This is a genomic window from uncultured Methanobrevibacter sp., assembly GCF_902774605.1.
Taxonomy (GTDB): Archaea; Methanobacteriota; Methanobacteria; order Methanobacteriales; family Methanobacteriaceae; genus Methanocatella.
The window spans coordinates 1-19,637 of the sequence record NZ_CACYJE010000032.1; the positions used below are offsets into that span (position 1 = coordinate 1).

Consider the following 19,637-nt stretch of genomic DNA (forward strand, 5'->3'; position numbering starts at 1 on the left):
TCAAAGCCTGAAACCAATTATCCTGAAATAGGGCCAACCACAAATCATGTTTACTGCCCATCATTAAGGGAACGTTTGGGCAATGAATCCAAGGTTCCGGATGGAGTCAACTACATTCCTGAAGTTGTTATAAATGCAATTGATGAGGAATCAATGAACAATGCAGTTAAAGCGGGAATCGATGCTGCATTGAAATTTGATGGTGTCGTGAAAATATCTGCAGGCAACTTTGAAGGCAAGCTTGGAGACAAGAATATTAATTTATTAGATATCTTAAAGTAAGGTTTTAACATGGAAATATTTGACAGTGATTTAAATGCAGAAGTTATAGGATTCGGAGCATTGAATGTGGATAAGCTCTATTCTGTAGAAAATATAGCTTCAAAAGATGAGGAATCATTCATCAAAGATGAAACTGACACTCCAGGAGGTTCAGCAGCTAATACAATTGTAGGTTTGTCAAGACTGGGCTGCTCAACATCAATCATAGGCAAAATCGCTGAAGATGAAGATGGTGACTTAATAGAATACAATTTGGCCATCAATGGAGTTTACAGTAATAATTTAATCTACTCAGAAACAGGTTCAACAGGCAAATGCCTGGGATTCGTTGACTCACAAGGCGAAAGATGCCTTTACATCGACCCTGGAGTCAATGATGAAATCAGGATTGATGAGATTAATCCATTGAACATTATGAGATGTAAAATAATGCATTACACATCTTTCGTTGGGGATTCATTTAAAACCCAAATAGAGTTATTGGATAAGCTTAACGACCAATGTGTGTTAAGTTTCGATCCAGGAATGCTTTATGTTCAAAAAGGATTTGATGAATTGAAACCTATACTTGAAAGAACTAATATTCTTTTGATTAATGAATCAGAATTAAGATTATTATGTAATAATAGCAAATCCTCTCTAAAAGAATTGGCTATCGGATTTCTGGATTTGGGAATAGAAACCATTGTTGTCAAGCAAGGCTCAAAAGGAGTGTTTGCAATGAACAATCAGGAAGACTGTGAAGTGGAATCCTATGAATGTGATGTTGTGGACACTACCGGAGCTGGAGACAGTTTCAACAGTGGATTCTTATATTCCTACCTGAAGGGGTATGATTTGGAAAAATCATGCAGAATAGGAAATTGGGTGGCAAGCAAATCAATAGAAGGATTTGGAATGGAGAAATTCCCAACCTTAAAAGACTTGGAGGATTTCTTTAAAATTTAAATTTATTGAATAAATTATTTAGTTGGTATTAAAATGAATGTGTCTTTTGTAAAACAGATAAAAAACTTGGAACGTGAAGTTCTGTTGAAATCTGTTGAATTAGATGATGACGGGGATGATTTCCAATTTGAATTGGATGATTTCGATACAAATGATGAAATCATTGCTGTAGCGCCTAGATGCGTAAGGTGCAATACCTGTGTTGGTGAATGTCCAGTTAATGCAATCGAACCAGCTAATATTTTCAGAATGGCCAAGATTACTGATAAGTGTGTTAAATGCGAGATATGCGTTCAGTCATGTCCGGTTTCAGCAATCAAGTTAATCAGTAATGAGGTTATTTACAACAGTGAGGATGAAAGGGAAGTTATAGAGTATAACTTGGCCAATGTCAGCTGTCCTCACAGAGTAGTTCGTATGAATAGCATTTCAATTGATTACTCAGTTGACAATAATTGGGATGATTGTGCAAACTTATGTCCTACAAACGCATTTACTCTTGAGTTCAAGGAGTTCTTTGATGACTTAAATATGGATGTGGGAATCGAATTGATAGAGGATGAATTATATCCATATGTTAATGAGAAAATGTGTATTGGATGCGGAGCTTGTAGAGAAATCTCACTGAATTCATTTGCAATAGAATTGGATAGGTATCTTGGACCGATTCGTCATTCCAGGTTCATTGATATTAATTATGATTCCTGTGTGAATTGTTTTTTATGTGAGGAAAATTGCCCGACAGGCGCAATAGAATTGATTGATGGTGAAGTGGTTCTAGACAATGACAAGTGCATAAGATGCGTTGAATGCACAAACCATTGTCCTGTAGGAGCACTGGAAAGAGTAGAAATGAAATAAAAAATGGGGTATGTTTATGAAAGCAAAAGAATTAATGGATAAAAGTTTTGTATACTTAAACTGCGATGACACTGTCGTCGAAGCTTCAAAAGCAATGGAGGATGTTAGGCGTTTCACCTGTCCGGTTGTAAATGACAACAAGCAATTGGTGGGATGGATTACTGCATTTGACATTACAAGAGGTTTAAGAGAAGGAAACGATAAGATTTCTGAAATAATGAGCAGTTCAGATGAGGTTTCAACAGTTCATGAAAACGATCCTGCAAGAAAGGCAGTGATCTTAACCGCTAACAATAAGTTCGTGACCGTTCCTGTTGTCAATGACGACAATCAGGTAATAGGTATGGTTCGCGCATGCGATATCGTGGAATTACTCTCAGAATTATATGATATTAAAGTTGAAAAATTATATAAAGCAATGCAAAACCAACTCAAGGGAGTGACCTGGGAAGAGCTAATGTCAGCATCCGCGTTAGTGTCCAAGAAAACCACAGGCAAGAAAATCTCACCTGAAGAATATGAATCTAATATCATGAATGCAACATTCGGTGAAGCCATCTGGTCAACCGGAGGGCTTGAAAAATTCTTTGCAGGATTGATTTCCGTTGGAGAAATGGTAATTGCCCGTAGAGTAGGCAGAGCAAAAAAATAAATTAAACGTGATAATTATGAAAGAGTATAATGAATATCAAGACAAAACAATCCTCGTAACAGGAGGAGCAGGTTGCGTTGGAAGCAACCTAACCCGTAAATTTGCAGATTTAGGCGCTGAAAAAGTAATCATATTGGATAACATGTCATCCGCTTATGAATGGAACATTCCAGATAGGGATGCAATAGAATTCATCAAAGGTGACATTCTGGATGATGCAGTTCTAAAAAGAGTATTCAAGCAGAAACCAGACTACGTATACCATTTGGCAGCACACTTCGCCAACCAGAACAGTGTGGACAATCCCGAAAAGGACTTGATGGTTAACGGTATTGGTATCCTAAAAGTGCTTCAGTATGCTCAATTGACCGGCGTTAAAAGGTTCGTCTACTCCTCATCAGGTTGCGGAGTCTACGGTTTAGACTCTAAAATGCCATTCCAGGAACATGATATATCAATTTCTCTTCACACACCTTATCAAGTCACCAAGCTCTTAGGGGAACTTTACACCAACTACTTCCATAACCTATATGACATGGACATCGTAAACGCAAGATTCTTCAATGTATTCGGTCCGGGTGAAGTGCCTGGAAAATACAGGAACGTAATTCCAAACTTCATGTACTGGTCTAAAAACGGTCAGGCATTGCCTATTACAGGTGACGGTTCAGAAACAAGAGACTGGACTTTCGTGGATGATATCTGTAACGGTTTAATTGCAATGGGTATTGAAGAGGAAGCAATCGGCGAAGCAATCAACTTGGGATCAGGAAAAGACCATAGGGTAATCGACATGGCAAACAAAGTAAACGCATTAACTGGCAACAAAGCAGGAATCAACTATGTCGCTCGCCGTGATTGGGATGCAAAAACCAAATTATTATCCTCTATCGAAAAAGCAAAAGACATTCTAGGATATTCACCAAAAGTCTCATTTGACGATGGTCTTGAAAGAACTCACCAATGGTTTGTTGACAATTGGGAAAACATTCAACAATCCGCTGAGTTTTAAAACCATCAAAAAACCCCATTTGACTCTAAGGGCATCAACTTGCTTTTAGAGCATATTTTCTATTTTTTCATTAAATATTTATACTAATCTGAACAATATTAAAAATGTTTAGGTGAATTCATGCAAATTAACAGAATGTTTTTTTTAGTTTTATTGGTTTTCATAAGCGTTAATATAGCTGTAGTGTCAGCCAGCGAATTGAACTCAACAGACGTTGTTGAAATGGAAAGCGATGAGGTGATGGAATTGGCTAATGACACTATTCTCGAGGACGATGCAAATGATACTGTGTTGAGTGAAGATAATGGAACCGTGGAGAAAACCACTCCAACGGTCACAGTCAGTTCTAAAAGTGTCAAGAGTAAGGATACTCTGGAAATTTATCTTGAAAACTCAACAGGCAGTCCTTTGAAATCTAAAAAATTCACTGCAACAATAAACAATAAAAAATACTCCCTTACAACCAATTCCAAGGGATATTCAAAGTTAAGCATTGATCTGCCTGCAAAAACCTATAAGCTGACTGTGACATTTGACGGGGATGACGAGTACAATCCGGTTACTAAGGTATTCTCCATTAAGGTATCAAAATTAAAGACTAAAATCACTGAATCCGCAAATTTCATTGTCAAGAAAAATTACCTGTATTTCCATTTGACTGACAGTAATGGAAACTCAGTTTCAGGCAAAAAGGTAATCATCAAGTTCAATGGAAAAACATACACTAAAACCACCAAATCCAATGGAAAGGTTTCAATCAAGGTCACTTCTAAAAAATCAAAATATGTGGTCAGGGCCAGATTCAAAGGGGATAACCAGTTCATGTCATCCTCCAAAAAGCTCACAGTGCATGTGATTAAAAAGTCATTGTCAATTAAATTGGCAAACTCAAAATTCCTGACTAAGGGTTATATCAGAGTATACCTGAAGCAGGATGGCAAGGCGTTGCATAAAAAGACAATCACCTTGACTGTCGGCAGCAAGAAGCTTAAGCTCAAGACAAATTCTGAGGGAATTGCAATATTCAAACCAAAAGTCAAGGAAGGATCATACACTGTCAAGGCGAAATATGGCAAATATTACACTGCCAAGCATCTTAAGTGTTATGATGGCAATGTGAAGGATCCTTTAAAGGAAATTGTCAAGTATAAGAATGGCGCTCCGGACATTGACTTGATGCCGGGCAATTATGTGATGGGCGACGGCAACTTTAAGTACACCCTTAAAAAGTCACAGTATCGCGAGGTCTTAAAGAGGGATAGTAAATGTTTGTTTTTACATGATAAGCTAACCAAATATGTTTTCTTTAAAACCAAATCACATCCTAAGCTAAACCACATTATTAAACGTGAGAAGTGGAATGTCATTGAAAGGGCAATCAACACCAAGCTTGTTCAAAAGAACAAGTGGGGCTATTGGCCTGGATCAATTTCCGTTTCGCTTAAGGGCAAGTCTTATAAGTATCCTTTTGTAAGGGATTCGCAGAACACCGGTTCCACCTGCGGTCCGACATCATGCAGCATGTGCAGTCAGGTTTTAAAGAATTACATTTCAGAAAAGCAATTGGCCAAACAGGCTAAAACCAAGAGTTGGGGAACCTCCTGTGAGAATATGATTAAGGCTTTGGCGAAGAATAATTTCAAAGCAACATATTTCTACAAATCCACTTTTTCAGATGCTTTGAATGAACTTAAAAATGGCGGTGCCGCTTTGGTTTTCCATGCAAACAAGCATTATGTGAGCATTTTGGATATCAGTAAAAACGGCAAGAAGGTTCTTGTTAGCAACTCCTATGGCAGTTATGATGGCATTCCAACCAAATGGGTTAAGGTCAGTTTCATGAAAAAGAAATTTTCCCCTCAATGGACTGAAAGCCTGCTTGTTAAATTGAATTACAAGTTATCTGATTCGGTCAAGAATAGTATTGATAGTTATTATGTCAGCATGGGTATGAATTGGGTTGCAAAGAGTACTCATTCGGGCATTGGAAGAGTATAGTTTTTCATTAAGTTAAATTCTATTTAACTTTTTTCTCATTCTTATTTTACATGACTCAAATTAGCTTTATAATTACTTTTAAATACTTTAAAACTTAATATTATTGTGTATGGATTTGAATTTTGACTTTACTGAAAAAAGAGTAATAATTACTGCATTTTTCTGTATGGCATTCACAATCGCAAACTTAATCACAGTAAAAATTATCAACATTGGATTTCTAGGAATGGAAACTCCAGCAGGAGTCTTGATCTATCCATTGGTATATATCTTAACTAACGTGATTGCAGATGTATACGGTGAAAGGACAGCGCGTAGAACCATCATTTTAGGTTTATGCGTTGATGTCTTGTTTGTGTTCATGACAACATTGATACTGTTCTTGCCTTCCCCAGCATTCTATACTGGAGACTCAAGCCTTGCATTTGTATTCACACAAACTCCAAGAATCCTTGTTGCATCATACATCAGTTATTTAATCGGTAACTTCGTAAACGCAAGAATCACAACAATCGTTAACAAAGGAAACGACTATTCTGCTGTCAAAAACTTAGCGGTCATTGCTTTTTCTGAATTGATTGACAATTTCATATTCATTGGTTTAGCATTCGTTGGAGTATTTTCAGTTACTGATATCCTGATTATGATATTCTCTCACTGGGTATTAAGTTTGATTTGGAGTGCAATCGCTCAACCATTCACAAGCATGACTGTAAGATGGGCTGAGAAAGGAAAACCTGCAGAAGCTTAAATTTTTAAGGGAAATTTTTCCCAAACTTTTTTTTTATTTTTTTTAAATTAATTTTGTTATTTGGTAAATATTTTTATACTTTTATTCAGATATATATAATTAATCAGAAATTGGTATATTAGATTTTATATAATATTTTATATTGTTCAAATATTTCTAGGATAATTATAAAATATTCAATCTAATTTTTATATTAATTAATCAATTTATGAGAATATATAGGAAAATTCTGTGATAAGTATGGCGGAAGAAAATAGTAACATACTATTAGGGACTGGCGACAAGCCAACAACTTTCAGATGGGTATTGCTGGCAATCCAACATGTATGTGCAATGTTCGGAGCCACAATCCTGGTTCCGATTGTTGTAAACGCTACTGCGGGTGCAGACATCCTGTCAATCCCTGTAGCATTGGTTTCATCTGGAATAGGTACAATAATCTATCTGATTTGTACCCATAATAGAAGCCCAGTATATCTGGGAAGTTTGTTTGCATTCATTGCCCCTATGGTTGCAGGTTATTATTCGCATTCTCAGGGCACCTGACAGCACTTTTAACAGCAATTCCAGGTCCTGTTTTAGGCGGTATTTCCATATTGCTATACGGTTTCATCAGTGTGAACGGTTTGAAAATATTAATCCACAATCAAGTTGACTTCAACAACAATAAGAATGTGGTCGTCGCTGCAACAATGCTTGTTTTAGGATTGGGTGGAGCAGCATTATCCTTAGTCTATGGAGACTTATCCATATCCATTTCAGGAATGTCTCTTGCAGCTATTGTAGGTGTATTGTTAAATCTTTTAGTACCGGAGGAAAATCATGAATGAATATGTATTGAATCATCCTTTGATAACTCATAAACTAGCAATCCTAAGGGATATAAACACAGGAACAAAAGAATTCAGAGAACTAGTGACAGAAATCTCAACCATCCTTGTTTATGAGGCAATGTGGGATGCCAAATTAGAAGAAACAACAATCGAGACTCCATTGGAGAAAATGGATGCTGGAATGTTGAACGAGGACAATTATGCAATCGTGCCAATCCTAAGGGCAGGTATGGGTATGGTTGACGGGGTATTGAATGTTATTCCAAACGCGAAAATAGGCCACATCGGTCTTTACCGTGACGAGGAAACCTTCGAGCCTGTTGAATACTACTACAAGATGCCTGAAGGAATTGGGGATCGGGAAGTTTTGGTAGTTGATCCTATGCTTGCAACAGGTGGAAGCGCATCAGCAACAATTTCAAGGCTCAAGCAGGATGGTGTAAGCAAAGTTAAACTGTTATGTATTGTAGCGGCACCTGAGGGCATCAAATGTATTGAAGATGACCATCCTGATGTTAAAATATTCTGTGCAACAGTCGACCGTGAACTGAACGAAAACGCTTATATCCTTCCAGGTCTAGGGGATGCAGGTGACAGGGTATACGGTACAAAATAGTGAAGTTTAACCTTCACTTATTTTTCTTTTTTTGATAATATGTGGAACTTAATCTGGCCAATATTGATAGTGATTTTATCAAACACTTTCTATAACATTTGCATGAAATCAATGCCTTCTGACGTTAATCCATTCGGTGCATTGATGGTAACATATTTTGCCTCAGCAATAATAACTGCAATAATATTTGTTGTCATGGTCAAGCCGTCAAATGTAATGTTTGAGTTATCTAAAGTTAATTGGACTTCAATCGTCTTGGCATTGGTGCTGGTTGGTCTTGAAGTCGGCTACGTATTTGTCTATCGTGCAGGCTGGCAAGTGAGCACTGCAAGTGTCGTTGCAAACATTGGCCTTGCATGTGTGCTTTTGGTTGTAGGATACTTTTTATATAAGGAAAATGTGTCCATACGTCAAATAATCGGAATAGTGGTTTGCATGTTCGGTTTAGTTTTAATCAATCTTTGAGGTGAAAATAATGTATTGTCCGGTATGTGGAGAGTTTGTAGAGCAGGGCGAGGAATACTGCCCAAATTGTGGATATGATGTTTACTGCATTGATGGTGAAGATGACTTTTAATGAGGTTGAATGATGATTTGTCCTAGATGCGGCTCATTGATTGATGCTGGAGAGCCTTATTGTCCTAATTGCGGATATGATGGCTGCGGTGATGATGAAGATGATGACTATTAATTGACATAAAATTTTTATACTATATTTTCATTAAATAATCTTATGAGCAGACGGGCCCATATTAACAAGGACATTCCAATAACTGATATTCGCAAGGTAAAGCGTGATTTGCAGAAATTTGTGGATTTGTATGAAAAGATAACTTTCATTGAAGAGTTATATTGTGATGAAACTGTCAAGTCGGCAATGGAGCGAAGGGGCAGAACTCCTCAAACTGGTTATAAATGGCTGAAATCATGGAATGATGAGGGTTTTGATGGTTTGTTTAGAAAAGAGGGTTCCGGAAGAGTTTCAAAATTATCTGATTATCAGTTGGAAATTCTAAAGACTAATATCACTGTTAAGGGTTTATCCTCAATTTCAGAGATTAAGAATGAGATTCAAAGCGAATTTGGGGTGACTTATTCTGAAAGGCACTTGCGCAGAATTATTTTTGATTTGGGTCTTTTGGATATAATTAATTCCAATAAGTTAAAGTAACTTATTATATCAATTTTTTTATGTCCATAGTATGTTTTAAATAATTTTTTTTACACTAAACTACATTTCACCTTAATTAATTCTTATTAATATTTTACATTTATAATAAATTATTCAATTTTAACATGATTTTTTTATAAATTTGTTTTATAAATTAAGTTTATATAATATTTTTGATTAAAATAATAGTATGAATGAGAACATAGACAGAGGAATGTCAACATTAATTATTTTTATCATAGCTGCAGCGATATTGAGCGCTGCTCAAAGTGTAGTGACAACGGGTATTGCAGGGATAATGGCTGATTTTCACATATCCTCAACAACAGCGCAATGGATTTACTCTTCATTTCTGCTTGTTTTAGGCGTGATGATACCATTATCCGCATTTTTCACCCGCAGATTTAAAGTAAAAACAATACTATTGGCCTCATTAACCCTATTTTTAATAGGATCAATAATAGCATTCATTTCCCCAAGCATTGAGGTTTTAATATTTGCGCGCGTGATTCAGGCCATAGGCTCAGGAATACTCCTTCCTATCACACAAATCGTACTGTTCAAGGTAATTCCAGAAGAGAAATGGCAAGTGTACATGGGACTGTTCGGCTTCATCATAGGAATAGCGCCAGCACTGGCGCCGACCGCCGGGGGATTAATAATCGACACAGTCGGATGGAGATCAATATTTTTAATATTTGCAGCAATGATTGCAGTACTGATATTGGTGGCAGCTGTTGTAGTCAAACTCGAATTTGAAACAGGGCATTATCCATTGGACATCAGTTCATTAATATTATGCGTATTGGCATGTGTCGGAATAATGTTCGGATTTACAAACATTGCGGAAAACGGATTCGACATGATTTGGGTGATTCTGCCAATCATCATAGGTGCAGTGTCATTGGTCCTGTTCGTTAGAAGGCAATTCGGAATCAAGACACCATTGGTTGACTTGCATGCATTAAAAAACAAGTATTTCTTCTTCGGAACATTGTTTTCAGCCATTCTTTATTTCACAATGTGCGGACTGAACGTTATCATGCCGTTGTTTGCCCAGAGCATATCCAATTACGATGCAACAATCGCAGGAATCATACTGCTTCCGGCAACACTGGTAATGATTGTATTCAACTTCATCGGACCATTGATGGCCAATAAATTTGGTGTTCGCAAGGTGCTCTTGTTATCTTGTCTTTTTACAGTTGTAGGTTACTTGTTGATGATGACATATACAAGGTCAACTTCTGTGGAATATATGATTGTTACTCAGATTGTGCGTGCAATCGGTGCGGGATTAGGACTTATGCCGGCTGTAACCTGGACAATAGCAGTAGTGTCAGGGGATGTTGAGGATGCAACCGCTATAAACAATACAGTAAGGCAAATCATAGGAGCAATCGGATCTGCAGTGGCAGTGGTGCTGATGGCGGCATTTGCAGGAGGAAACGTTGGACACAACCATGTTTCAGTATCAGCATTTGCACAGACTTCCCTAGTGATGTCTGTTCTAGCCATTATCTCAGCAGTGATTGTAGTCCTATATATTAAAGATGAAATTCACGATTTGATGTGAATTTCAATCTAATTTTTGTTCCAATATCTTAATTTGGAAAGTATCTACTGCATATTCATGAATGATGCATCTGACAGCTTCTTTAAGATTGTCTTTAAAAATTTCATCTTTGATTTTCATTTGATGAAATAATCTGCAAACTGTATTCAACGCATCCAGTTGGTCGTTTTTACAGTTCTCAACAATGAAAAGCAGGTCTAATGCTTCAACATTTTCAAATTCTTCATTTTTTTCTATTTTTTCTTTAATTTTTAAGATGTGTTCATCTGAATCATAGTCAGCAAATGTGAATATTGTTGGGAGAAATGTGACTGCTCCCCATTCAAATCTTTTAACACATTCGCTTAATGGCAATTTTGTAATTATTGTGGATGTTGGAATCCTACGGTAGGGGACTGAAAAATTTATTCCTAAATGGTAGATTTTTTCTAAATACTCTTCATCTATTTTTGAGTCTTCATAGTAAATGGAATTCATCATATTTCCCCATTTTTCGCTAGAGATGTAATAATTCAAATATGATGGTGGCAGTTCCCTGTCGCTATCTGGTTTTTTGCATGGTTCTGGTCCTTTGTATTGTCCAGGAAATCCGAAATATTCATGGCTCTCTTTTCCTAATTTGGTATGCAAGATTTTTCTAAACTCTTTTTTTGGATTTTCCATTCTATAATCTTCTCTCATTTTTTCACCTTAAAATTTTTAAATTAGTAAAATAACAATACTAATACAATAATTCTTATAATACAGGTTGTATTTAAATGCATGTTTTATTTAATTGTAATATTGATTTTTAATTGTCATTTAACCTGTTTATATCAATATTTACATTGACTTGAAAATCTATCGACATTACTATAAATTAATATCATAACGAAAAAAAGAGAATAATATATATTAATTAAAGATATAGTATAAATTAAGGAAAATTATCAATAATTACTTCCTTACCAATCGATGTTAATGGGGGTGAAAAATGAATAGAAAATTAATAATTATGGGGCTTCTTGCATTAGTATTACTAACGATAAGCACCTGTGCTGCACAGGAGGATAATTCAACAGAGTCAGTAAGTGAATTGGCTATCTGTGAAGAGTCTGTTCTGGAAGTTGCAAATGAGACACATATTTCACAATCTTCCAGTGTAAATACTCACATTGACACTGCAAGCAAAACCGATTTTGATGTAATTGGAGATTACTTTAAAGTGAAATTAAGTGATTCAAGCAATAATGTGATTAAAAACGCTAAAGTGACATTCACCGTTAACGGCAAGACATATAATCAAAACACCGATTCATCCGGAATCGCTTCACTTCAGCTCAGGCTAAACGATGGAACGTATAAAATAGTTACCAAATATGCCGGAAACGCCAACTACAAGGCATCAAGCCTGACCACAACCGTAAAGATTACCAACACTCGTGTGGTTGATGAGGGACTAGGCAACTCAGAGATTCAAGGCATCATTGACAAGGCCAAGGCAAACAATGTGATACTGTTTAAGGGATCAAGCTATTCCAATGTCAACCTTGTCATAACCAAAAGCTTGACATTGATCAGTAACTCCGGAACTACTTTAAAATCAGGTTCCTCAAGCCCAGTAATCACAGTTAAGGGAAAATCAGCTTCCCTAACCAGGATTAATGGATTTGATATTCAAGGAACCGGCGACGGTATTAGGGTAGACGGTTCGGATTATGTGACTATTGTCAACAATGACATAACAACAAAGGGGAATGCTATTGTGGCCTTAAACACTAAATATTTGAACATTACCAAAAACGACATTGTTAAAAACTCAAAAAGCGGAATAAGTCTGGCCAAATCCAGTCATGCTTACATATTTAACAACAAAATAGGCAATAATGATGGAAACGGAATTGAAATTGCAAAATCAAGCAATGTATATATTCACGGAAATGCCATTTCAGGCAATGGGGCTAATGGTATTTATTTCGCAACAAGTGTCAATGGGGCTAATTATGATGAAGGACCTTCCAATATTTATATTAATAAGAACACTATCTCTAAAAATGATGGTGACGGTATCTTGATTAAAAATGCTGGAAATGCCATCAATATCAAATCCAACAGTATAGAATCCAATAAAGGAAACGGCATTTCCATGGGGAAAGTTGGAAGCAATGCTGTTCAGTCTAATGTTATTTCCGGAAATGATGTGGGTATTAAATTTTTGAATGATTACATAAAGCCTTCAGCTCAAGATATAAGTTATAATGCAATTATAGGCAATCTTGGTAAAGATTTGGAAGCTAAAGAAACTTATTATCAGGAAAATGGGGTTAGATTGGATGTTGGGGACAATTGGTATAGTGACTTTAATTTTGTATGTCCAAAGATAAAGACCAATCATATCAAATTCAAAGTAACTCAAATTGGTCCGAATACTTTCCAAGCAACTTTCCTGGATTCCAATGGCAATATTGCAAGTTTGCTTCCAGACAGGACGTTGACTTATAATAGCAATGGCCAGACAATTGCCATGACCGTTAGTGGTGGTGCAGCCACATTCACTGTTGATGCAAAGGATGGAGAGTTAATCAGAGCTACAGTCGACAGGTCAGACCGGGATAATGATTATGACAAGGATTCTAAACCTTCCAGTCCCATCAATGGAAAGACTCCTACATTTTCATATCCGTCAATTCCTAATTATCAACTTTATGAGGATATTGGTACTGGAGGGGGAGATGGAAACGGTGACGGCAATGGAGACGGCACTGGTGGAAGTGCAAGAAGAGGCAATGGAAAAACTGCTCAAGACAGTGGCTCTAATGGGAACAGCACCCATAGTCAAAAAGCAGATCCAAGTAAAGGTGCAAACAATCAGGTAAATGATGTTTCACAAAGTTACAACACACCGGATTCCGCATCTGCAGGAGCATCACAAGCAAGTGCGGAGGATACTGGAAGTCCAGGTTCACAGTCAGACTCTGTGGTAAAACAGATATTGATTGATGAAGATGAATTCTTTAAAGTGACAGGAATTTCATTCATTGTATTGCTGATGATATTGACTGTTGCTTTTTATTATCGTGAGGATATTCGGGAAATGAATTCCAAAAGATGATTCATCTTCACTTTTTTACTTTTTTTAGTTATAAATTATGTACATGTTCATATAATGCTTTAATGAATTTTGTTTTTTTCAATAATTATCCTATATTAACTGTTTTTTAAGTAAATATTGAAATTATAATAAATTATTTAATACATTTTCAATAAATAATATAATATCTACCATTGGAGGATTAATATGAATAAAAGTGATTTGAAAAGAGATTATTATATGCTCAAAGGGCCTCTCGCTAAAAAAGGTTATGACTGGTGGTGGCATTCATTAACTGCATATAATAAGAAAACTGGTGAAGAAAAACCATTTTTTATAGAATACTTTGTATGCAATCCGGCACTGGCTGAAGACGAGCCAACTCTTGGGCAATTGCCTGAAAACAAAAAGGCAGGTAAAAAGCCATCATACTGTATGATCAAGGCAGGAACTTGGGGTAAAAATCCAAAGCAGATTCATAATTTTTACTCAATGAAATACTTCAACTGCCCTGATGATGAGTTGAACATCCAAGTTGGCGATTGTAGCCTGACAGAAACCCACATGAGCGGATTTGCAAGAGTGTCTGAAGAGGATGCTGTAAACCATCCTGAATACATGTCCGATGCAGGGGACATGATGTGGGATTTGGACATCGACAAGAAAATCACTTTTAATGTAGGATATGGTGCAAACTCCTTTTTCAGGAAATTAAATGCATTTGAAATGTTCTGGCATGCGGAAGGAATCAAAACCGAGTACAGCGGAACTATCTGGCTGGATGGAGAAGAATACGAAGTGATTCCTGAAAAATCTTACGGATATGCGGATAAAAATTGGGGAGGAGACTTCACCTCACCATGGCTATGGATTTCATCATGTAACATTACAAGTTTGATAACCGGTAAAAAACTGAACAATTCCGCATTTGAAGCCGGGGGAGGAAGGCCAAAGGCTTTCGGTATTGAAATTCCACGTAAGCTATTGATTGGTTTCTATTATGAAGGAACCATGTACGAATATAACTTCGCAAGATTCTGGAACCTCGTTAAAATCGACTTTGACTTTGAGGAAGGCGAAGACGTTAACACATGGCACATCAATGCAAGCAATAAGAACTCCAAGATGGAATTGGTTTTATACTGCAAACGTGACGAAATGATGCTTTTCAACTATGAGGCACCTAACGGAACCAAAAGACATAACCGCCTGTGGAATGGTGGAAACGGTTGGGGAGAAATCAAGCTATACAAAAAAGATGGAACATTAATTGACCATGTTAAGATTGAAAATGCAGGTTGTGAGTATGGGGAGTATGATGACTGATGATATTCTTTGATATCCTTGCATTAATTATAGTATATGTTTATGTTGCAGTCATTTTTGTAGTTGCTGAAATGGTTTTAAAGACACGGCCTGAAGTTTCACGTAAATTTCTGCATATCATGGTAGGTAACATGATATTTGCCATGCCATTTTTCTCAGATCCATGGGTCATGGTATGGTTCCTGACACTGCCTATCACAATAGTGTTGTTCTTCCTGACAGAATACTCACCAATTAAAATTGAAAACAGCGTCACTGAATCAGGTCATGCATTAGGATTGTTCTTCTATGCGGGAATCTGGACATTATTGATTGCAATATTTGCAACAATCTCACCAGCAAACGACCCGAAATTCTTCATATGGATTGTAGCGCTTGCAATCGTTCCAATGGTATATGGTGATGGATTCGCTGCACTAATAGGTCAGAAATTCGGAAAAGTCAAATACACAGTATTTGGAGGCACCAAATCCCTTGAAGGATCACTGACAATGTTCGTTATCACAACAGTGATGAGTGTATTCGTCTGGATGGTATTCACTTCAATAGGATGCACAATGCCCGAATTCAATATTGTAAATATTATAATGATTTCAGCGGTTGCAACAATATGTGAAGCGTTCAGTTACGGTGGAATTGACAACCTTACAGTTCCTGCAGTAACTTCAATATTATATTACTTGGTGGCTGTATTATAGCCGCTAATTTCAATTCTATTTTTTAGCATTTCAATACTTGTTTTTTGCATCTCAGCCTAGTTGATAATCACCCATTTATATCATATTCTACTATGTATTATTAGTGATTAAAGGTGATAACATGTCTGATAGTTTAAGGGCAAGAGCAGAAGAAAGAGTAAATCGAAAAATTAAATTCTACAGAAACTTAAAAGCATATATTATTGTAAATGCAATATTGTTAATTATAAATGGATTGTTCTCACCAAGTTTCTGGTGGGTGATGTTTCCAGTATTTTTCTGGGGGATTGACGTCATCATTGACTTTTTAAAAGCTTATGTGTTCATTGATGATTTTGACAGTGAAAGTTACAGGGAATGTAAAATCCAAAAGGAAATGGAAAAATTAGGGAATTAGATAATGAAAGTGAATTTGTTTGTTTCAAGAGATATTGACCAGCCACACGCTGATATCCATACCAATGAGTTGACCGATAACATTTCAAAAGCCATTAATATTCTTGAAAGCGACGATCAAAATGATATGATTGCGGTTAAAAAAGGTCAGGATATTGCTCTTTTAGAACTGGGTGATATTTTCATGTTCAGGGTTGAAGAAAAACAGGTTAAGGTCTTCAGCGAAAATAATGAATATGTCATTAAAAAGCCATTATATCAAGTTGAAGAAACACTGAGCAGTGATTTTTTAAGGATTTCAAAAACAACAATCATCAACATGAAAAAAATTAAAAGAGTGGCTCCTTCACTTAAGGGAATGATGTTTGTCGAACTCAAAAACGGATTAAAGGATAATATCTCAAGAAAATATTTGCCGGACTTCAAGAATGCATTTGATTTATAGGTGATAAACATGAATTTCACAGATATAATTGAAAGCCTAGCATTAGGTGCTTTCGTTGGTTGCTTTATCGGATTGTTGGTTGCAGTTTTAATTTCATTTCAAGCAGGACCCCAAAACATCAGTTTTTCAGGAACTGATATAATTAACCTTTTCTTCGGCTGCATAGTTGCAGGATGGGGATTTTCATTAACTGGGCTTATATATGAAAAAGAAGATCTTCCATTCCCGTTTCAGATAATATTTCAGATGGGCATTGGAATGACAGTATTGTTCCTGATTGCGGTACACTTAAAATGGATGCCTGTTGACTTGGGAATTGGGCCGATAATAACTTGGATTGTTATTGCATGCGTATTTGGTGCAATTTTCTGGTGCGGCTTTTACATTTATCATTACCTGCTTGCCCGCAATATAAATAAAAAAATAAATAATTGAGTAAATAGAGTTAATCTATTTACTGTTCTTCTTTTCTCTTCTATAGCCAATGGCTAATAAAACCAGTGCAAGTGCAATGATTGCAATGAATATTTCAATATCCTCATTTGCCTGTTTTGCAACTGAACCTCCGGTTTCATTCAACTCATAAGCCTTCTTCTGCTTGCCAAGGGAAGTGGAATTTCCAATCCTCACTGGAGTATTTGAAGTTGGAATTTGTTTTGAATCGGCGCCGGCAACATTGTTGTCAATTGCATCTTCACTACTTTTGTTAATTCTAACTGTTTTTTCAGATTCAGGATCGTGTTTTGGGACTTTCTTATTATCTAGATTGTTGTTGCTTCCACTCTTGTTGGTTTTAGGTGTGTAAAACTTGTTTTTCAATTCATTTAAAGAGTCATCTGGGAAGTAATCTTTAAGCAGGTCACTGTATTTATCCAATAAATCTAGATTTAAACGCCCGAATAAATTGGATTTAATGGTTTTTGATACTTTTATCCTTGAAGTTACATTGTTGGGGTCATTTATGGAGGAATCATTAGGGTCTTCATCACCCCAGTCGTTATCGTTGAAGTCAGGGTATAGATTATGGATGTCATCCCATTTTAAGAAGATTTCCTTTCCTAATGGTGAAGTGTTATTTGTAATGATGTTGTTGTGGACATTAATGTTGGTTTTTGCATCATACATAGGTTGTTGTATGTAGAATGAGCCTCCGGTTTGTCCACCGTCATTATTTGTGATAATGGAATCTTGAAGATTGATGTTTCCAGAAACCATCACTGCCCCACCATTGGTGCCGGCTGTGTTGTTCATGAAAATGCATCTTCTGATGTCTGACTCTCCGGACCAGCTGTAATATGCTCCGCCCCATTCATCAGCATGGTTAAACATGAATATGCAGTTTTCCACATAACTGTATCCCTTGACACTTACGCGTATTGCTCCCCCATCCCTTACTGCAGAATTGTTGATAAAAACAGAATTGTAGATATATGAATCGGCGTAACACGTTGTTATGGCTCCTCCATCATGGTCTGCATGGTTGTTGATGAATAATGAATTGTTCACCAGCAAATAGCCTTTATTTTTGTTAGTCCCATAATTTGAAATTCCACCGGCATTCGTATCGTCTAATGCGGTGTTATTGATAAAGATGCAATTGTCCACGGTTACATGACCGGATTCACTGCAAATTGCACCTCCAAAATTATTGGTTTGCCCGTTTATGAATGTGATGTTTTTAAATGTCACATGGACTTCAGGGTTTTTAATTAGAAAAATGCTTGATTTTTTCTCCCCGTTAATTATTATGTTTCTTGCATCCCCGTTTCCTTGAAGGGTGATGCTTTTGGTAATTTGAATGTTATTGAGTTTATATGCTCCGGGTTCTATTAGAATTTGATCACTATCATTTGCATTTTCAATTTCACGTTCTAAATCCTGATAGGAAGTTTTAAAGAATTTTGCGGTATTGTCAACTAAATCTGCATTGCTGCTGGATATTGCAACACTTTCATTAAAAGTTTCAGTTGCATTAACTGCACTTGCAAATATTAAAATCGTTAGAATGGATGTTATGAATAATGCATGTTTCAATCGGATTTTTTCACCTCCCTTTTGGTTTTTGTAATATGCTTTTTATTTTTTCTACAATATATAATTATATTCATATCATATGATTATGGCAATCGAATTGTAAATAAATTCATATTAAAAATTATTAATTATATTAATTATTTTTTTATAATAATTATTTTAATTTCTTAATTTTTCTATTAATTATTAATTAATCAGTATAAAGTTATTTCATATTAAATTTAATTTTTTTTATTAATTTAAAATAAATTTATTAGTTTTTTATTTTCATCGATAAATGATAATGTTTATATTATATATCGATAATAAATATTAACACTAATATAGAATAATTTCCAGTAAATCCAATTAAGTTTTATATTAGTGTTTTATCGACAAAAATATTAAAAGGAGAAAAATCATGAATAACAAGAAGATATTAATTTCTTTTCTTTTAGTTGTTTTAATGGCAATATCTTTAAGTGCTGTTTCCGCTGCAGAGGATGTTGATGAAGTGGCTAGTGATGATATCCTATCCGCTGACGATTCAGTAGAAGTGTTATCTGAAGTTCAGCAACCAACCAACAATACTGTAGATGCTATAGATACTGCCATTAATAACGCTAATGAAGGAGACACTGTAGATTTAAGTAATCATGCCGAATATGATTTTGGAAATAAGACAATCACAATTTCTAAGGATAATCTTTTAATAAAAGGTAATGGTACAACTGTTATAAAAGGCCACGGGGACAGTGGAAAGAACACTGCAATGTTCGTTGTCAAAAGTAAAAATATAGTTTTCCAAGACTTGGTGTTCATTGACACTCACCCTAAAAATAATCTAACCTATGGCGGTTCCACCAATGGTGTGGCAATACGTGCACAAGGCGCAACCAATACCACTGTAAAAGACTGCAGTTTCACTGATTTCGACCAAGCAATAAGGGTTCAAGCATCAAACGCTGCATTGATTGAAAACAATAAAT

22 protein-coding genes and 2 pseudogenes are annotated in these 19,637 nt (G+C 36.0%); 22 read left to right on the forward strand and 2 right to left on the reverse strand.

From position 1 onward, the window contains the following. From QZU77_RS06925 to QZU77_RS06995, 15 genes and pseudogenes are all read left to right on the forward strand, one after another. Positions 1-282: pseudogene (locus QZU77_RS06925) on the forward strand (formylmethanofuran--tetrahydromethanopterin formyltransferase); the annotation flags it as partial. A gap of 9 nt (positions 283-291) precedes the next feature. Beyond that, positions 292-1,230, forward strand: a complete 939-nt coding sequence (locus QZU77_RS06930; protein WP_295602047.1) for a carbohydrate kinase family protein — start codon at positions 292-294, stop codon at positions 1,228-1,230. A 33-nt stretch (positions 1,231-1,263) separates the two neighbouring features. Then, positions 1,264-2,091, forward strand: a complete 828-nt coding sequence (locus QZU77_RS06935; RefSeq protein ID WP_366208870.1) for a 4Fe-4S binding protein — start codon at positions 1,264-1,266, stop codon at positions 2,089-2,091. Between the two features lie 16 nt (positions 2,092-2,107). Beyond that, entirely contained in the window at positions 2,108-2,743 is a 636-nt protein-coding gene (locus QZU77_RS06940) for an HPP family protein (RefSeq protein WP_295602053.1), read from the forward strand. Positions 2,744-2,759: 16 nt separating this feature from the next. After that, positions 2,760-3,755: an NAD-dependent epimerase/dehydratase family protein gene (locus QZU77_RS06945; RefSeq protein WP_295602056.1), complete on the forward strand. Its 996-nt coding sequence runs from the start codon at positions 2,760-2,762 to the stop codon at positions 3,753-3,755. Between the two features lie 120 nt (positions 3,756-3,875). Beyond that, positions 3,876-5,753 (forward strand): cysteine peptidase family C39 domain-containing protein, encoded by a 1,878-nt coding sequence (locus QZU77_RS06950; protein WP_295602059.1) that lies wholly within the window; start codon positions 3,876-3,878, stop codon positions 5,751-5,753. 109 nt (positions 5,754-5,862) lie between these two features. Then, the gene (locus QZU77_RS06955; RefSeq protein WP_295602062.1) at positions 5,863-6,504 is read left to right on the forward strand and encodes a queuosine precursor transporter; all 642 of its coding nucleotides are present in this window, start codon (positions 5,863-5,865) and stop codon (positions 6,502-6,504) included. 240 nt (positions 6,505-6,744) lie between these two features. After that, positions 6,745-7,050: a solute carrier family 23 protein gene (locus tag QZU77_RS06960; protein ID WP_295602065.1), complete on the forward strand. Its 306-nt coding sequence runs from the start codon at positions 6,745-6,747 to the stop codon at positions 7,048-7,050. A gap of 17 nt (positions 7,051-7,067) precedes the next feature. Next, positions 7,068-7,334 (forward strand): solute carrier family 23 protein, encoded by a 267-nt coding sequence (locus tag QZU77_RS06965; RefSeq protein WP_295602112.1) that lies wholly within the window; start codon positions 7,068-7,070, stop codon positions 7,332-7,334. Then, positions 7,327-7,953, forward strand: coding sequence for a uracil phosphoribosyltransferase (upp, locus tag QZU77_RS06970; protein ID WP_295602070.1), 627 nt, complete (start codon positions 7,327-7,329; stop codon positions 7,951-7,953). Before QZU77_RS06965 ends, upp begins: the two co-directional genes overlap by 8 nt. 39 nt (positions 7,954-7,992) lie before the next feature. Then, positions 7,993-8,418 carry an EamA family transporter gene (locus QZU77_RS06975; RefSeq protein ID WP_295602071.1) on the forward strand — a complete coding sequence of 142 codons (426 nt, stop codon included), beginning with the start codon at positions 7,993-7,995 and terminating at the stop codon, positions 8,416-8,418. A gap of 10 nt (positions 8,419-8,428) precedes the next feature. Continuing rightward, a complete protein-coding gene (locus tag QZU77_RS06980) occupies positions 8,429-8,530 on the forward strand; it encodes a zinc-ribbon domain-containing protein (protein ID WP_295602074.1) in 102 nt (33 codons plus the stop codon). Between the two features lie 9 nt (positions 8,531-8,539). Continuing rightward, complete coding sequence (locus QZU77_RS06985; protein ID WP_295602077.1) at positions 8,540-8,644, forward strand: zinc ribbon domain-containing protein; 105 nt, start codon at positions 8,540-8,542, stop codon at positions 8,642-8,644. Positions 8,645-8,686: 42 nt separating this feature from the next. After that, complete coding sequence (locus QZU77_RS06990; protein WP_295602080.1) at positions 8,687-9,124, forward strand: helix-turn-helix domain-containing protein; 438 nt, start codon at positions 8,687-8,689, stop codon at positions 9,122-9,124. 190 nt (positions 9,125-9,314) lie between these two features. Further along, entirely contained in the window at positions 9,315-10,700 is a 1,386-nt protein-coding gene (locus QZU77_RS06995; protein WP_295602083.1) for an MFS transporter, read from the forward strand. A 3-nt stretch (positions 10,701-10,703) separates the two neighbouring features. Here the strand turns inward: QZU77_RS06995 and QZU77_RS07000 are convergent, their stop codons facing one another. Next, positions 10,704-11,381: a hypothetical protein gene (locus tag QZU77_RS07000; RefSeq protein ID WP_295602086.1), complete on the reverse strand. Its 678-nt coding sequence runs from the start codon at positions 11,379-11,381 to the stop codon at positions 10,704-10,706. A gap of 292 nt (positions 11,382-11,673) precedes the next feature. On the opposite strand from QZU77_RS07000, the gene QZU77_RS07005 reads away from it, so the two are divergent. The 6 genes from QZU77_RS07005 (at position 11,674) to QZU77_RS07030 (ending at position 17,070) form a co-directional block, all read left to right on the forward strand. Continuing rightward, on the forward strand, positions 11,674-13,791 hold the full coding sequence (locus tag QZU77_RS07005; RefSeq protein WP_295602091.1) for a right-handed parallel beta-helix repeat-containing protein: 2,118 nt from the start codon (positions 11,674-11,676) through the stop codon (positions 13,789-13,791). A gap of 186 nt (positions 13,792-13,977) precedes the next feature. Then, on the forward strand, positions 13,978-15,096 hold the full coding sequence (locus QZU77_RS07010) for a tocopherol cyclase family protein (protein ID WP_295602094.1): 1,119 nt from the start codon (positions 13,978-13,980) through the stop codon (positions 15,094-15,096). After that, the gene (locus QZU77_RS07015) at positions 15,096-15,794 is read left to right on the forward strand and encodes a diacylglycerol/polyprenol kinase family protein (RefSeq protein WP_295602096.1); all 699 of its coding nucleotides are present in this window, start codon (positions 15,096-15,098) and stop codon (positions 15,792-15,794) included. The genes QZU77_RS07010 and QZU77_RS07015 overlap by 1 nt, the downstream gene beginning before the upstream one ends. A gap of 121 nt (positions 15,795-15,915) precedes the next feature. Then, complete coding sequence (locus QZU77_RS07020; protein ID WP_295602099.1) at positions 15,916-16,191, forward strand: 2TM domain-containing protein; 276 nt, start codon at positions 15,916-15,918, stop codon at positions 16,189-16,191. Between the two features lie 3 nt (positions 16,192-16,194). After that, the gene (locus QZU77_RS07025; protein ID WP_295602103.1) at positions 16,195-16,635 is read left to right on the forward strand and encodes a LytTR family DNA-binding domain-containing protein; all 441 of its coding nucleotides are present in this window, start codon (positions 16,195-16,197) and stop codon (positions 16,633-16,635) included. 9 nt (positions 16,636-16,644) lie between these two features. Continuing rightward, positions 16,645-17,070: a DUF3021 domain-containing protein gene (locus tag QZU77_RS07030; protein ID WP_295602106.1), complete on the forward strand. Its 426-nt coding sequence runs from the start codon at positions 16,645-16,647 to the stop codon at positions 17,068-17,070. Positions 17,071-17,085: 15 nt separating this feature from the next. Here the strand turns inward: QZU77_RS07030 and QZU77_RS07035 are convergent, their stop codons facing one another. After that, positions 17,086-18,669: a hypothetical protein gene (locus QZU77_RS07035; protein ID WP_295602109.1), complete on the reverse strand. Its 1,584-nt coding sequence runs from the start codon at positions 18,667-18,669 to the stop codon at positions 17,086-17,088. 400 nt (positions 18,670-19,069) lie between these two features. Here QZU77_RS07035 and QZU77_RS07040 point away from each other — a divergent pair. Beyond that, a pseudogene (locus QZU77_RS07040) lies at positions 19,070-19,637 on the forward strand (hypothetical protein); the annotation flags it as partial.

Coding starts and splice junctions, on each gene's coding strand:
- QZU77_RS06950 (WP_295602059.1), top strand. CDS start 3,876: ATGCAAATTAACAGAATGTTTTTTTTAGTTTTATTGGTTTTCATAAGC.
- QZU77_RS06990 (WP_295602080.1), top strand. CDS start 8,687: ATGAGCAGACGGGCCCATATTAACAAGGACATTCCAATAACTGATATT.
- QZU77_RS06995 (WP_295602083.1), top strand. CDS start 9,315: ATGAATGAGAACATAGACAGAGGAATGTCAACATTAATTATTTTTATC.
- QZU77_RS07005 (WP_295602091.1), top strand. CDS start 11,674: ATGAATAGAAAATTAATAATTATGGGGCTTCTTGCATTAGTATTACTA.
- QZU77_RS07000 (WP_295602086.1), bottom strand. CDS start 11,381: ATGAGAGAAGATTATAGAATGGAAAATCCAAAAAAAGAGTTTAGAAAA.
- QZU77_RS07015 (WP_295602096.1), top strand. CDS start 15,096: ATGATATTCTTTGATATCCTTGCATTAATTATAGTATATGTTTATGTT.
- QZU77_RS06980 (WP_295602074.1), top strand. CDS start 8,429: ATGTATTGTCCGGTATGTGGAGAGTTTGTAGAGCAGGGCGAGGAATAC.
- QZU77_RS07025 (WP_295602103.1), top strand. CDS start 16,195: ATGAAAGTGAATTTGTTTGTTTCAAGAGATATTGACCAGCCACACGCT.
- QZU77_RS07030 (WP_295602106.1), top strand. CDS start 16,645: ATGAATTTCACAGATATAATTGAAAGCCTAGCATTAGGTGCTTTCGTT.
- QZU77_RS06955 (WP_295602062.1), top strand. CDS start 5,863: ATGGATTTGAATTTTGACTTTACTGAAAAAAGAGTAATAATTACTGCA.
- QZU77_RS06935 (WP_366208870.1), top strand. CDS start 1,264: ATGAATGTGTCTTTTGTAAAACAGATAAAAAACTTGGAACGTGAAGTT.
- QZU77_RS06975 (WP_295602071.1), top strand. CDS start 7,993: ATGTGGAACTTAATCTGGCCAATATTGATAGTGATTTTATCAAACACT.
- QZU77_RS07010 (WP_295602094.1), top strand. CDS start 13,978: ATGAATAAAAGTGATTTGAAAAGAGATTATTATATGCTCAAAGGGCCT.
- upp (WP_295602070.1), top strand. CDS start 7,327: ATGAATGAATATGTATTGAATCATCCTTTGATAACTCATAAACTAGCA.
- QZU77_RS06985 (WP_295602077.1), top strand. CDS start 8,540: ATGATGATTTGTCCTAGATGCGGCTCATTGATTGATGCTGGAGAGCCT.
- QZU77_RS06930 (WP_295602047.1), top strand. CDS start 292: ATGGAAATATTTGACAGTGATTTAAATGCAGAAGTTATAGGATTCGGA.
- QZU77_RS06960 (WP_295602065.1), top strand. CDS start 6,745: ATGGCGGAAGAAAATAGTAACATACTATTAGGGACTGGCGACAAGCCA.
- QZU77_RS07020 (WP_295602099.1), top strand. CDS start 15,916: ATGTCTGATAGTTTAAGGGCAAGAGCAGAAGAAAGAGTAAATCGAAAA.
- QZU77_RS06945 (WP_295602056.1), top strand. CDS start 2,760: ATGAAAGAGTATAATGAATATCAAGACAAAACAATCCTCGTAACAGGA.
- QZU77_RS06940 (WP_295602053.1), top strand. CDS start 2,108: ATGAAAGCAAAAGAATTAATGGATAAAAGTTTTGTATACTTAAACTGC.